General features: G+C 42.6%; 11 protein-coding genes, 3 tRNA genes and 3 rRNA genes (1 of these 17 only partly in view). 6 read left to right on the top strand and 11 right to left on the bottom strand.

What is annotated here, in order from left to right:
- Window positions 1-265: 265 nt before the first annotated feature.
- The 5 genes from L0Z67_RS00895 to nudE all read right to left on the bottom strand — a co-directional run bounded on the left by L0Z67_RS00895 (window position 266) and on the right by nudE (window position 2,315).
- Window positions 266-342: transfer RNA gene (locus L0Z67_RS00895), tRNA-Met, on the bottom strand.
- Window positions 343-497: 155 nt separating this feature from the next.
- Window positions 498-574, bottom strand: a tRNA-Met gene (locus L0Z67_RS00890).
- A 61-nt stretch (window positions 575-635) separates the two neighbouring features.
- A tRNA-Met gene (locus L0Z67_RS00885) sits at window positions 636-712 on the bottom strand.
- Between the two features lie 240 nt (window positions 713-952).
- The gene (cysQ, locus tag L0Z67_RS00880; RefSeq protein WP_062568266.1) at window positions 953-1,750 is read right to left on the bottom strand and encodes a 3'(2'),5'-bisphosphate nucleotidase CysQ; all 798 of its coding nucleotides are present in this window, start codon (window positions 1,748-1,750) and stop codon (window positions 953-955) included.
- On the bottom strand, window positions 1,743-2,315 hold the full coding sequence (gene nudE, locus L0Z67_RS00875; RefSeq protein WP_193989015.1) for an ADP compounds hydrolase NudE: 573 nt from the start codon (window positions 2,313-2,315) through the stop codon (window positions 1,743-1,745). The genes cysQ and nudE overlap by 8 nt, the downstream gene beginning before the upstream one ends.
- A 61-nt stretch (window positions 2,316-2,376) precedes the next feature.
- On the opposite strand from nudE, the gene yrfG reads away from it, so the two are divergent.
- Window positions 2,377-3,036, top strand: a complete 660-nt coding sequence (gene yrfG, locus L0Z67_RS00870) for a GMP/IMP nucleotidase (protein ID WP_062568268.1) — start codon at window positions 2,377-2,379, stop codon at window positions 3,034-3,036.
- A gap of 12 nt (window positions 3,037-3,048) precedes the next feature.
- Here yrfG and L0Z67_RS00865 read toward each other — a convergent pair whose 3' ends face one another.
- Window positions 3,049-3,669: a dUTP diphosphatase gene (locus L0Z67_RS00865; RefSeq protein WP_405128359.1), complete on the bottom strand. Its 621-nt coding sequence runs from the start codon at window positions 3,667-3,669 to the stop codon at window positions 3,049-3,051.
- Between the two features lie 122 nt (window positions 3,670-3,791).
- On the opposite strand from L0Z67_RS00865, the gene L0Z67_RS00860 reads away from it, so the two are divergent.
- Window positions 3,792-4,421 carry a peroxiredoxin-like family protein gene (locus L0Z67_RS00860; RefSeq protein ID WP_405128358.1) on the top strand — a complete coding sequence of 210 codons (630 nt, stop codon included), beginning with the start codon at window positions 3,792-3,794 and terminating at the stop codon, window positions 4,419-4,421.
- Window positions 4,422-4,453: 32 nt separating this feature from the next.
- Here L0Z67_RS00860 and L0Z67_RS00855 read toward each other — a convergent pair whose 3' ends face one another.
- Together L0Z67_RS00855 and L0Z67_RS00850 are read right to left on the bottom strand one after the other, a co-directional pair.
- Window positions 4,454-4,822 (bottom strand): YacL family protein, encoded by a 369-nt coding sequence (locus L0Z67_RS00855; RefSeq protein WP_193988125.1) that lies wholly within the window; start codon window positions 4,820-4,822, stop codon window positions 4,454-4,456.
- 123 nt (window positions 4,823-4,945) lie between these two features.
- Window positions 4,946-5,170, bottom strand: a complete 225-nt coding sequence (locus tag L0Z67_RS00850) for a hypothetical protein (protein ID WP_062568272.1) — start codon at window positions 5,168-5,170, stop codon at window positions 4,946-4,948.
- A 259-nt stretch (window positions 5,171-5,429) separates the two neighbouring features.
- Between L0Z67_RS00850 and uvrD the strand changes: the two genes are divergently transcribed.
- From uvrD to L0Z67_RS00830, 4 genes are all read left to right on the top strand, one after another.
- Window positions 5,430-7,595, top strand: a complete 2,166-nt coding sequence (gene uvrD / locus L0Z67_RS00845; RefSeq protein ID WP_405128357.1) for a DNA helicase II — start codon at window positions 5,430-5,432, stop codon at window positions 7,593-7,595.
- Complete coding sequence (locus L0Z67_RS00840; RefSeq protein WP_405128356.1) at window positions 7,573-9,642, top strand: GNAT family N-acetyltransferase; 2,070 nt, start codon at window positions 7,573-7,575, stop codon at window positions 9,640-9,642. The genes uvrD and L0Z67_RS00840 overlap by 23 nt, the downstream gene beginning before the upstream one ends.
- Window positions 9,643-9,649: 7 nt before the next feature.
- Entirely contained in the window at window positions 9,650-10,735 is a 1,086-nt protein-coding gene (locus tag L0Z67_RS00835) for an ABC transporter substrate-binding protein (protein ID WP_237114686.1), read from the top strand.
- A gap of 61 nt (window positions 10,736-10,796) precedes the next feature.
- Window positions 10,797-11,645: a CZB domain-containing protein gene (locus L0Z67_RS00830; RefSeq protein ID WP_062568276.1), complete on the top strand. Its 849-nt coding sequence runs from the start codon at window positions 10,797-10,799 to the stop codon at window positions 11,643-11,645.
- 172 nt (window positions 11,646-11,817) lie between these two features.
- On the opposite strand, the gene rrf (L0Z67_RS00825) is transcribed toward L0Z67_RS00830, so the two are convergent.
- The 3 genes from rrf (L0Z67_RS00825) to L0Z67_RS00815 form a co-directional block, all read right to left on the bottom strand.
- Window positions 11,818-11,932 (bottom strand): 5S ribosomal RNA (gene rrf / locus L0Z67_RS00825).
- A gap of 58 nt (window positions 11,933-11,990) precedes the next feature.
- Window positions 11,991-12,105: ribosomal RNA gene (rrf, locus tag L0Z67_RS00820) — 5S ribosomal RNA — on the bottom strand.
- Between the two features lie 133 nt (window positions 12,106-12,238).
- A 23S ribosomal RNA gene (locus tag L0Z67_RS00815) occupies window positions 12,239-13,722 on the bottom strand; it runs 1,401 nt beyond the window's last position.

The following is a 13,722-nucleotide window of genomic DNA, read 5'->3' as shown; positions in this document are numbered from 1 at the left end:
GCCTAATGTTACGTATTAATTTCAGTTGGTTGCGGGAGCTGTGGATTTTGAGGGCGAACCGACGATCTTTGGGCTATGAACCTGAAGTTCAGGCATAAAAAAACACGCTTTCGCGTGTCTAGTATTACAGATTAATTTTTAATTTCAGTTGGTTGCGGGAGCTGTGAACTTTGAGGGCGAACCGACGACCTTTGGGCTATGAACCTGAAGTTCAGGTATAAAAAAACACGCTTTCGCGTGCCTAATGTTACGTATTAATTTCAGTTGGTTGCGGGAGCCGGATTTGAACCGACGACCTTCGGGTTATGAGCCCGACGAGCTACCAGGCTGCTCCATCCCGCGCCTGAAATTATTAAGTTTATTTTACTTCTCACTTAATTTAAGAAGTCAGCCAATTCAAAGAATTGGTTGCTGGAGCTGTGAAGGTGAAGAGTGAATGCCTCACGCCGTGACGACGACCTTTATAGTTCCAACATTACACCAATCTTTATAAAAATTGGTTGCGGGAGCCGGATTTGAACCGACGACCTTCGGGTTATGAGCCCGACGAGCTACCAGGCTGCTCCATCCCGCGCCTGAATATTAAGTTTATTTTACTTCTCACTTAATTTAAGAAGTCAGCCAATTCAAAGAATTGGTTGCGGGAGCCGGATTTGAACCGACGACCTTCGGGTTATGAGCCCGACGAGCTACCAGGCTGCTCCATCCCGCGCCTGTATGTTTAGAGTCCCAGAAGCCGGATTTGAACCGACGACCTTGGACTTCAGGTATTTGCGAGTCCGACGAATGATTTATCATTCTGCTCTATCCCGCACCTGTAATCTCTAAGTAACAACAGCATGTTATTGATGCCTTGTTTCGAAGAGAGCGCTATCATATAGCAATAAGATTAGAAATCAAGAGTTATAGTAATAAAACACCACCAAACGAACAAAAAGCACACAAAGTGCCGTTAAAAAGCTCGTTGGTGAGGACTTATCATTTTTTGCCACTCCCAATCAGGGTGGCCCATAACGATAAAATCTGGGTTTTCTGTGCTTTCTCGTTGATTGTAAGTTAAAGGATTAAATTCAGCATCTGTAATGCAGCCACCCGCTTCTTCAACAATCACTTGAGATGCGCCTGTATCCCACTCTCCTGTTGGCCCTATGCGTAAAAAACAATCCGCTTTACCTTCTGCAATAATACAGGCTTTTAATGAGCATGAGCCTAATGCGACCGTTGCAAACTGGGTATTTAAATACTGACTTACCGCTTCAATTTTTTGTCGACGACTTACAGCTAAAGTTAAATTATCAGGTGTTGCAACCGAAATTTTCTGATCTTGGCCATTTTCACGCTTAAACGCGCCTTGCTGATAAGTTGCAAAATAAGTAACGTGCCTCGCTGGCCAATGGATAACACCTAATACTGGACGATTATTTTCAATCAGTGCGATATTAACTGCAAAATCACCACTTTCTAAAATAAACTCCCCAGTCCCATCCATGGGATCTAGCAACCAGTATTGCTGCCAATGCTTTCTGTCAGCAAGTGCAGGGATTGGCGTTTCCTCTGACATAATAGGAATATCTGGTGCCAACGCTTTTAATCCTGCCATCAATACTTCATTTGACGCTAAATCAGCTTTAGTTACGGGCGTATGATCGGACTTTTGCTCGGCACCAATATCATCTTGCTGATAAATAGCCATAATGGCATCACCTGCTTGTTCAGCTAGACGAATGCAAGGCTCTAAAAAATCACTCATTGGTAGCTCCCGACTCTAAGTACTTTGTTAATAATAGCAAAGCTGCAACACTTCGTGCTTCTGTAAAGTCCTCTTGTTGTAATAAAGACGGCCAATCATTCATCGGCCACTTCACAACAACAAGTGGCTCTGGTTCATCCCCTGGTAAGGTTTCAGAGTAGAGATCTTCGGCATACAAAATATGCATAGTGGCATTAAAGTAACTAGGTGCCATGCTGACTTTTTTAAGGGCGGCAAAATGGTTAGCACCAAAGCCGACTTCTTCTTTAAGCTCACGATTTGCAGCTTGTTCAGGAGTTTCACCCGGATCAATTAAGCCTTTAGGAAAGCCCAGTTGATAATCATTAGTGCCGGCACAATATTCTCGCACCAATAACAGCTCATTATCAGCCGTTACAGGCACAATCATGACGGCACCTCTTCCGCCACCACGAATTCGTTCGTATTGCCTTTGCTCGTCATTTGAGAACTTCAATTCGAGAGATTCAACAGTAAACAGTCGACTTTTAGCGACAACTTCATTAGACAAAATTTGCGGTGGTGTAGGATGCTTTTTCTGTGTCATTGGCATTAATTTGCTATCATGGCAGTTATGCTCATCATAAATCTTTTAAAGTGAATTGCCTATGTTAAATTGGTCAAAAATCGATACTGTGTTGTTAGATATGGATGGCACCCTACTCGATTTGCATTTTGATAATTATTTCTGGCTTACTGTTATTCCCGAGCAATATGCGCGTAAGCATAAAATGAGTTTAGACGAAGCAAAAGCAGACATTCTGCACCGCTATCAACAAGTGCATGGGCAAATTAATTGGTATTGTTTAGATTATTGGCAACAGCAACTTGATTTACCCATCATGGCGCTTAAACGCGACATTCAACATTTAATAAAAGTGCGTGATGACGTACCGCCGTTTCTAACGGAGCTTAGAAAAGCAGGCAAGCAATTGATCATGCTTACTAACGCGCACCCAGATTGTGCCATGTTAAAGTTTGAACACACTGCTATTGATAATTACTTAGATGGGGTAATTTCAACTCACCAATATGGCGTGAGTAAAGAGCATCAACCATTATGGCAACAAGTGCACCAAGAATGGCAATTTGATAAGAAACGGACTTTATTTGTCGATGACAGCCCTGCCGTGCTCGATGCAGCAAAAGAGTTTGGTATTGGCCATATTCTTGCGGTTGCCAACCCAGATAGTCAACAACCGCACAAGCAGTTCGATGACTTTTTATCGACCATCGATTTTCGCGAGTTTATGCCCGTTATAAAATGAGCATAAACACGTTTATTTAGGGTAACGCTGCTCTAAGCCTTGATAAACAAGCTTTGCAAAATCTACATGCTCTGTATCTAGGCTTTTAACAACTTCCACTAAGTGTTCATTGTCTTCTTGGCCGTTCCATACTTTGATATAGCTACCATCTTTGTAGCCATGATCTTGGCGGAAGAAGTTTAAGGTGTTTTTACCAACGTAGCCGCGGTATAAATCATCGATATCCATACCGATTTGCGCCATACAACCTGCAAATGCAGCTGCATTAAAGCGCTTTTCAGCGACTGCTGACGCAGCTAATTGCTCTAGTGTTTGTTTAAAGTCATCCGCTTGCACTGGCGCACTTAATTCCGCTTCAAGTTGCGCGGCTAATTGCTCATAGCTGGTTTCACCATCAATGCGCAAAGATAAACCAAAATGGAAAATATCAACTAACTCTAAAATAACTTGTTCAGTATCTGGAGTTTGTTTTTTCCACCACTTCCAACCATAGTGATCAAGCATTTCAGCACACTCAACCCAAATTGCACGATACCACTCAAAACCTTGGCTAAACCATTGCTCATGAACTTTGGTATTCATCGCATTTTGCATTTCGAGCATAACAACGAGTTTATGTAAATTAGCAGACATTCTTTATCCCAACTTGCATTTTTTATTTGCCTATATACTACAGTTAAATTTGGCATTGATGAAATAAAAACACCTATAAACTGGTCGTTTGTAAAATCGAGAAAGAATCATTAAGGAACCTAATGTTTAGATCACTACTTATTACTGCATTGCTTGCACTATCTAGCCAAGCAATTGCAGCTACCGCAACGAATATTGCAAACTCAGCTGAACAAGTTAGTCCATTACTGCCAGGCTTGACTATACAAAATGTTGACTTAAAAGATCAGTTTGGAAAAAGCGTTTCTTTAGGTGAACGTTTTAAAGAAAAAACCACGGTATTGATTGTCTATCGGGGCGGTTGGTGCCCATATTGTTCAAGACAATTAGCCAGTGTGCAAAAAATTGAAAAGCAGTTAGCAGACCTCAATGCACAAATTATCGCGATATCGCCAGATAGCCCAGAGAAGCTAGATGAAAGCAAAATATCCTCTCCAAATTATCAACTTTTATCTGATGATAGCTTGGCATTGAGCCAGCAATTAGGCTTGGCATTTTATCTAGACGCTAAAACCGCTAAAATCTATCGCAATAAGCTTGGCGTTAACTTTGTGTCGCTAGATGGCGAAGCAAAGGTGGCTTTACCTGTACCGGCTGTTTTTGTGGTTGACACAAAAGGATTAATTCACTTTCAGTATGCTAATCCAAATTATAAAGTACGTTTAACTGAAGACTTATTGCTTGCGGCTGTTAAATCAGTCAATGAACAATAAACTAGCCACAGATAAGCAGAATCTGTTTCTGCTTATCGCCCTTGGGTAAACTCTTGCCAAGACTCAATTAAATCAACAAAGTCTTCAAAACCACAGCCACTGCATAAGCCCTCTTCTTCGAGCATTAAATCATCATCTTGATAGGCGACTAAGTCTTCGTTGTCTTGATGTAGTGCATGGGCTTCAAATAACGCTTCATCTTTACTTAAAATCAAATCAATTTCTTGGCCTTGTAAGGTTAAAGGCTCATGGCTACACTTAACTGCAGCAATTAAAGCTTGCACCATTGCGACTTTTTCTTTTCCGATTTCTTCATTCAGCCAACGACCAATAACGCCGTGTTCAGAAGAGATTTTAATGCGTAAACCGCTAATTGGGTCACGGATAAATTGATATTCCATGAAGGGGGCTCGTAATACGTTAATACGCTGATTATACCGTTTGCAGCTATACGTGGCGAGTTTTGCAGCCCTAAAAACAACGCAAGCGCCAATGTGGCGCCCGCATTTAAGCTATTCAAACAGCTAGAGTCGTGATCTAAAGCGTGCGGCATCAATGATTGCCCATAAATAAACAATCGGCAGTAGCACAAAGCCGATCGCGACATAAATTAGTGCGCCACTGATAACCCAAGCTAAAAAGAATGCAATCGCCGCCATTAAACGACCTTGTACCAACTGCCCTAAGCCAGGGAAAAAGATATTACAAATTGCTGCGATTACATTACCACCAGAACCTTGCTCTGCCATACTAACCTCTGTAGTTTTTAATGATTATACTTTTAATAAACACACTTTATGCCAACTTATTATAGCTTACAAATCAAAGTGTTAAAAAATAGCGTTATTTTGGTTTTAGTTCTTTTTGCTAAAAATAAGTCAAATTCACAATTTTCATACTCCAATTTTAATGACTTGCCAAAATAGCTGTTTATAAAAACAGTATTTTATTTAGCCTTGCATAAACACCTGTTATACTCCCTTCATTATAGATTGAAAAGGCGTAACGATGGACGTTTCTGAATTACTCGATGGCTTAAATGATAAACAACGGGATGCAGTCGCAGCCCCATTGCAAAACATGCTAGTGCTTGCAGGCGCAGGTTCTGGCAAAACTCGAGTACTCGTTCATCGCATCGCATGGCTCATGCAAGTTGAACAAGCTTCTGCATACAGCATTTTTGCGGTCACGTTCACCAACAAAGCCGCCAAAGAAATGCGTACCCGTGTAGAAGAAACGCTTAAAGCACCAGTTGGTGGTATGTGGATTGGTACTTTCCATGGTTTATCTCACCGTATTTTGCGCGCCCATCACCGTGAAGCGAACTTACCAGAAAGCTTTCAAATCTTAGATTCTGACGATCAACAACGTATGATCAAACGCTTACTTAAAGCGATGAACATCGATGACAAAAAGTGGCCTGCAAAACAGTTTGGTTGGTATATCAGCGCGAAAAAAGACGAAGGCCTACGCCCGAAAGACATTCAAGCTTACGATATCAATGAGCAGATGATGCTAAAAGTCTATGCTGCATATCAAGAAGCGTGCGATCGTGCTGGTTTAATCGACTTTGCTGAAATACTACTGCGCTGCTACGAAGTGCTTAAAAATCACCCGACACTTTTACGTCATTATCAGCAACGCTTTGCTCACATGTTGGTAGACGAGTTCCAGGATACTAATACAATCCAGTACGCTTGGTTAAAGTTACTCGCAGGTAATACGAATAGTATTATGATCGTAGGTGATGATGACCAAAGTATCTATGGCTGGCGTGGCGCAAAAATTGAGAATATCAAACGCTTTTTAACTGACTTCGAAGCCGAAACGATTCGCCTTGAACAAAATTACCGCTCAACAGCAACCATCTTGAAAGCATCAAATGCACTGATCAAAAATAATGCTGAACGCATGGGTAAAAGCCTTTGGACAGACGGCAATGACGGTGAGCCTATTTCTGTTTACGCTGCTTTTAATGAATTAGACGAAGCCCGCTTTGTTAGCAGCAAACTACGTAGCTGGCTCAATGCGGGTAATGCATTACAAGATGCCGCCATTTTATACCGTAATAACGCGCAATCTCGTGTACTTGAGGAAGCGATGCTGCAAGAAGGTTTAAAATACCGTATTTATGGCGGTATGCGCTTCTTCGAACGCCAAGAGATCAAAGATGCTCTTTCGTACTTACGTTTGGTGGGGAATCGCCAAGATGATGCCGCTTTCGAGCGCGTTATTAATACCCCTGCCCGTGGTATTGGTGATAAAACACTAAGCCATATCCGTGATTGTGCACGGAATGAGTCTCTGCCACTTTGGTATGCTGCAAAAGCAATTATCGAGCAACAACACTTATCTGGCCGTGCAGCAAGTGCAGTGACTAAATTCTTAGAGCTTGTTGAACATATCGAAGATAAGATCAGCGACCTCACCTTAGAGGAGCAAGCTAAATACGCCATTCAAACCTCGGGGTTAATGGCTATGTATCAAGCTGAAAAAGGCGAAAAAGGCCGTGCTCGCGTAGAAAACTTAGAAGAGCTTATTAGTGCATGTGGTCAATATGAGCTCCCTGAAGATGAAGAGTTCAGCTCACCACTACAGGGATTTTTGGCCTATACCTCACTAGAGTCTGGTGAAGGTCAAGCCGATGAGCACGAAGATGCTGTGCAAATGATGACACTACACTCAGCAAAAGGCCTAGAATTCCCACTGGTATTTATGGTTGGTGTTGAAGAGGGCATGTTCCCATCACAGCAAAGTAACGAAGAGTCTGCCCGTTTAGAAGAAGAGCGTCGTTTATGCTATGTTGGCATGACCCGTGCGATGGAGAAATTATACATTAGTCACGCAGAAAGCCGTCGTTTATATGGGCAAGAAAAATACCACAGCCCATCACGCTTTTTACGCGAAATGCCTGAAGATTGCATCGAAGAAATTCGTATTAAAACACAGGTTTCTAGACCACCTGCCGCAGGTCGCTTTAGCCCATCAGTAACCCATGCGGCATTTGAAGACAGCGGCTTTAACTTAGGTCAACGCGTATTACACGCCAAATTTGGCGCAGGTACCGTACTCAATTACGAAGGTAGTGGCGCACAATCACGTATTCAAGTGAACTTTGATGACCTAGGCAGCAAATGGCTTGTAACACAGTATGCAAGACTTCAAGCCTTATAATGAATACATAGCAGCACTGTGTAACGAGCTGACGCTTGCAAAGCATCGCCAGCTCGTTATCGTGCAAGGCAGCGAAACTTGGTGCTACCAGTTCGCAAGCCAACTAGCGCTTAACAATACCTATGTTTTAAGCGCTAGCTCACAATTAGCAAATAGTGAGTTTCCAAAACATGCTCACCAAATTCTTGGCCAAGAGTTTCAACACGCAATTTTCGATGGTTTTAGCGGCTTATATGTGGATAAACTGGCCGCGCTTGTAGGTACCGTAAAAGCAGGTGGTGTACTGATCTTATTGCTACCAGAGGACAATCATTGGCAAGACCCTGCACTCACAAGTATTACCTCTTATGGCGAAGAAATTACGCATAGCTTTTTTAATCAACGCTTTTTTACAAAGTTGAAGCTACAGCGACATTATTTTACTGAGCACTCAGTCCCCGTCTACCAATCAGTATCGCCAGCAACCGCTGAGATAAATTATCAGCAACAACAGGCGTGTGTTGAGCAAATAATTAAAACTGCGACAGGACGCGCTAATAGGCCCTTAGTTATCAGTGCAGATCGGGGCCGTGGTAAGTCAGCCGCTTTAGGACTTGCAGCTGCTAATCTGCAAGATAAAAAAATCCTGATTTGTACAACGCAAGCCAAAGCTGTGCAAACTAGCTTTAAACATTTAGCATCTGAGCTTGGTATAACTAAAGAGCAAAACTGTAAGCAACTGGCTAACCTTAGCTATATTGCGCCAGATTCACTGTTAGATGAAAAGCCTGACTGCGATCTGTTATTTGTCGACGAAGCTGCGGCTATCCCGGTTTCTATACTACTGCAAATTCTGAAAAGTTATCCGCGAATTGTGTTTGCTAGCACTATGGTTGGTTATGAGGGAAATGGGCGAGGTTATACGCTACGCTTTTTACATTACTTACGTAGCCAATTTAAATCGCTAAAAACAATTACGCTTGAGGAACCAATTCGTTTTGCAAAGCGCGATCCGCTAGAAAATAGTATACGCGAACTATTATTACTCGATGCAAAGTACCTAGACACGCATAGTAGTAAGCAGTACCAATTTGAAAACATCAGCAAAGAGCAACTTGTTGTTGATGAGCAGCTACTTAGCCAAATAATGGCACTACTCGCGCTGGCTCATTACCAAACCACAGTGAATGATTTGCGTCAACTGCTTGATGCACCCGAGTTACAGCTCTCTATCTGTAAGCAAGAAAATACATTAAAAGCAGTGTGTTTGGTGGCTGTTGAGGGAGGGTTAACGACTGAAATCGCAGAGCAAGTAAAAACAGGTAAGCGCAGACCACATGGCCATTTAATGGCACAAACCATTACTCAACTGAGCCAGAATACAGAAGATTTATGTAAACGCTCTGCAAGAGTTGTGCGAATCGCTGTCGCACCAGAGTGCCATCAGCAAGGTGTAGGTTCAAGCCTCTTAAATTACTGCGAAAAACAGCTAGATAATTGCGACTATTTCGGTGCGAGCTTTGGCGCAAATGCATCTCTGGTTAAGTTTTGGCAAAGTAATGGTTTTAAGGTCATTAAGTTGGGGTTTAGCCACGATAAAGCAACTGCGGAACATTCGGCTTTAGTAATAAAGCCACTTACCCGCCAAGCTAGGCACTCAGTAACTCAACTCAATAATGAGTTTAAACACGACTTTTCTTTACAGCTTTTAGGCCACTTTAGCCACTTACCGTGGCAGCTGATTGCTGAGTTACTACCTCATTTTTCACAAAGTGAATGCCCGGCTGCATTACTAACTAGAGCTGAGCGCCTTTTAAACACTGAATTCACGTTATTTTCTGCTCAACCGCTACTGTGGCAACTGTTCTGGCATACACCAATTAGTCTACACTTGCTTAATAAAGATACAAAACGCATACTTATTCGGCTAATATTACAGCAAACTGGTATCGAACACTTCATTAATGAAGCGAGTTTGTCAGGAAAAAAAGCATTAAACACACAATTCAAAACCGCAGTGCAAGGTTGGTATGCTCACTTTAAATTACTCCATAATATCGACAATTAAGAGCATATTGTTTTCTCTTTCACTTTTATCTACTTTGGGTCATGCCGAAGACACTCTTCCCCCTATTAAATTAGGTATGTCTACAGCACTATCAGGGCCTGCAAAAGAAATTGGCGAGCAATTAGCTTTCGGCAGTAATATTTATTTCGATAAGATAAATGCTGATAGCGGTATTGATGGTCAAAATATCCACCTCATCATTGCTGACGACGGGTACGAGCCCAAAAATACGGTTGTAAACACACGGCAATTTTTATTTAGTGATAACATCCACGCTATTTTTGGTTCGATGGGAACACCGACTGCACATGCAATTAAACCTTTACTCGACAGGCATCGCGTCCCCTTTTTGATGCCTTTCACGGGTGCTGACTTTCTTCATAATAATTCAATGCCAAATGTATTTAACTTACGTGCCAGCTATCAAGATGAAGCGTCTGAACAAATCGACTACTTGGTAAAAGAACGCCAACATGAAAAAATTGCATTAATGATTCAAGCTGATGAATTTGGTTATGTTGTTGAAAGTAATTTAATTTTAGCTTTAGAAAAATATGGAATAAAACCTATTGAAGTTGCCCGCTTTAAACGCAATAGCGAAGATGTTGCAAAGGCACTTACGCAACTTAAACAAAGTAAAGCGACTGCAATCTGTATGGTAGGCACATACAAACCGTTAGCTGAGTTTATCAATACAGGCTACCAGCAAGGCTTCACACCCGACTACACCGCCGTTTCGTTTGCATCAAGCCATGAACTATACAAGCGAATTAACCATCCAAGCAATATTATGGTCACGGAAGTCGTCCCCGATCCTAATCTGTGCGATAACGCTTGGTGCGTGCAATTTAATGAAGATATTAAACCCTACCAAAGAAAGCCAAATCGCATAATTTTTGAAGGTTACTTGAATGCTGTGGCACTGGTTAGTGCTGCCCAAAAGTGCTCTCCCCCTTTAAATAACCAATGCTTACTTTCCAAGTTAAATGCACTATTTGATGAAGATACTGACTTTGCAAGGTTATTCAGTGAACAGACTGGCAATAGTGATAAAAAAATTTATCGCTCATATTTTAAAAGTAATCAAGATTAACTACTGCTAAATCAGAATAATGTTCTATGCTTTAAAGACTTAATAAGGCTTTGAGGGAAATATGGATCTGATTAATTTTCGTGTTGGCCATAAGACCATTTCACTTAAAATACTCGATATTCTTCTAACAGAACGTTATGAAGATAACCTAACGTCTCTACCCAATGAAAATAAAAGCTTTATTGGTGTTAAAGACTACATGGATACACCCACTCCTATATTTGACTTAGGCATTGTACTTAACAACCAATCGACCCATAAAACAAATGCTGCGTTAACAGATTTATTAGCTGAGAAAGAAAAAGAGCACCAACTCTGGTTAAACGCCCTAGAAGAAAGCTTACTAACTGGTGTTGCTTTTACACAATCAACTGATCCAGAAAAATGTGCTTTTGGCCGTTGGTATAGTAGCTTCAAAACAGACAATGAAGATTTGCAAAACATTCTTAACAAATTTGATACGCCTCACAGAGCACTACATGCCATGGCTGGAGAGTTACTCGAACTACAAAAAACTCTATCTAAGGATAAGTTAATCCATATATTTGAAGAGAAAAAGAGACATATTTTTAACCAACTAATACGTTTATTTGAGTCTGCTAGAGAGCAAATAATCCTCGACTACAAACCTATTATTATCTTCACCACTAAAGATGGCATCACACCACACATAGGATTACTGGTTGATAAAGTAGAAGACAACATCAACGTTAAAAAAGAAGATATTAAACCCTTAGATAAGTTAACCTCCGTCGGCTTTGATGTAGACCCACAAACAAAAAATATGATGCGCGGCTTAATCAAAATGAAAAATAAGCATACGTTACTGATTGATCCAAGCGCTATATTCCGCCCAGAACATCTTGCAAACCAAGAAGAGGAAGAAACCGAGGCCTACGGGTTGTTTTAGTGACCATAATGGCATAGGTGTACATGCCGTTTCACTATCAAAATACTAGCGCGTAGCAGCAGGTTCATCCCGCGTCATGGAGTGTCTATTCGTAGATAGCGCGCGATGTAAAATCGCCACCACATACGAAAAAAACCCGTTGCATTGCTGCAACGGGTTTCTCTAATTAGGATCCTGGCGATGTCCTACTTTCACATGGCAAATGCCACACTATCATCGGCGCTGTTTCGTTTCACTACTGAGTTCGGCATGGGGTCAGGTGGGTCCAAAACGCTATTGTCACCAAGAAAATTCTGTTTAATTTTCTTATTATTTTTAATTTAAAGTCTTGCGACTGAATTAGGAGCCTGGCGATGTCCTACTTTCACATGGCAAATGCCACACTATCATCGGCGCTGTTTCGTTTCACTACTGAGTTCGGCATGGGGTCAGGTGGGTCCAAAACGCTATTGTCACCAAGCGTATTCTGTTGTAAGCGCGATATAAAATCGCGACTACTAAATCTGGAATGCTGATTGTAAGTAAATGTCTACTTTAGTATCTTAACTTCTGCTTTGCGTTGTTACGCTGCCACAAAACGCGTTTGGCGTTGTATGGTTAAGCCTCACGGGTAATTAGTACAGGTTAGCTTAATGGCTCACACCACTTCCACACCCTGCCTATCAACGTTGTAGTCTTCAACGGCCCTTCAGAGACTTTAAAAGTCTAGTGAGAACTCATCTCGAGGCCTGCTTCGCGCTTAGATGCTTTCAGCGCTTATCAGTTCCGAACGTAGCTACCGGGCAGTGCCATTGGCATGACAACCCGAACACCAGCGGTTCGTTCACTCCGGTCCTCTCGTACTAGGAGCAACCCCTCTCAATTCTCAAACGCCCACGGCAGATAGGGACCGAACTGTCTCACGACGTTCTAAACCCAGCTCGCGTACCACTTTAAATGGCGAACAGCCATACCCTTGGGACCGACTTCAGCCCCAGGATGTGATGAGCCGACATCGAGGTGCCAAACACCGCCGTCGATATGAACTCTTGGGCGGTATCAGCCTGTTATCCCCGGAGTACCTTTTATCCGTTGAGCGATGGCCCTTCCATTCAGAACCACCGGATCACTATGACCTACTTTCGTACCTGCTCGACGTGTCTGTCTCGCAGTTAAGCTGGCTTCTACCATTACACTAACCGTACGATGTCCGACCGTACTTAGCCAACCTTCGTGCTCCTCCGTTACTCTTTGGGAGGAGACCGCCCCAGTCAAACTACCCACCAGGCACTGTCCGTAACCCCGATTAGGGGCCAACGTTAGAACATCAAAACTACAAGGGTGGTATTTCAAGGACGGCTCCACAAAGACTAGCGTCTCTGCTTCAAAGCCTCCCACCTATCCTACACATGTAGGTTCAATGTTCAGTGCCAAGCTGTAGTAAAGGTTCACGGGGTCTTTCCGTCTAGCCGCGGGTACACAGCATCTTCACTGCGATTTCAATTTCACTGAGTCTCGGGTGGAGACAGCGTGGCCATGGTTACACCATTCGTGCAGGTCGGAACTTACCCGACAAGGAATTTCGCTACCTTAGGACCGTTATAGTTACGGCCGCCGTTTACCGGGGCTTCGATCAAGAGCTTCGTCCGAAAACTAACCCCATCAATTAACCTTCCGGCACCGGGCAGGTGTCACACCGTATACGTCATCTTGCGATTTTGCACAGTGCTGTGTTTTTAATAAACAGTCCCAGCCACCTGGTCACTGCGGCTCCCGTCCGCTTAGAGAGCAAGTCTCATCACAGATAGGAGCGTACCTTCTCCCGAAGTTACGGTACGATTTTGCCTAGTTCCTTCACCCGAGTTCTCTCAAGCGCCTTAGTATTCTCTACCTGACCACCTGTGTCGGTTTGGGGTACGATTCGGTATAATCTGAAGCTTAGAGGCTTTTCCTGGAAGTATGGCATCAACAACTTCACACCCTTGGGTGCTCGTCTCGTGTCTCAGTCTTAAGAGTCCGGATTTTCCTAAACTCTCAACCTACTCACTTTCACATGGACAACCAACGCCATGCTTGTTTAGCCTGCTCCGTCCCCCCA

The organism is Pseudoalteromonas sp. PB2-1, assembly GCF_045040605.1.
GTDB lineage: Bacteria > Pseudomonadota > Gammaproteobacteria > Enterobacterales > Alteromonadaceae > Pseudoalteromonas > Pseudoalteromonas arabiensis.
Note: the sequence above shows the minus strand (reverse complement) of the source record. Positions and strands in the feature narration are given on the sequence as shown.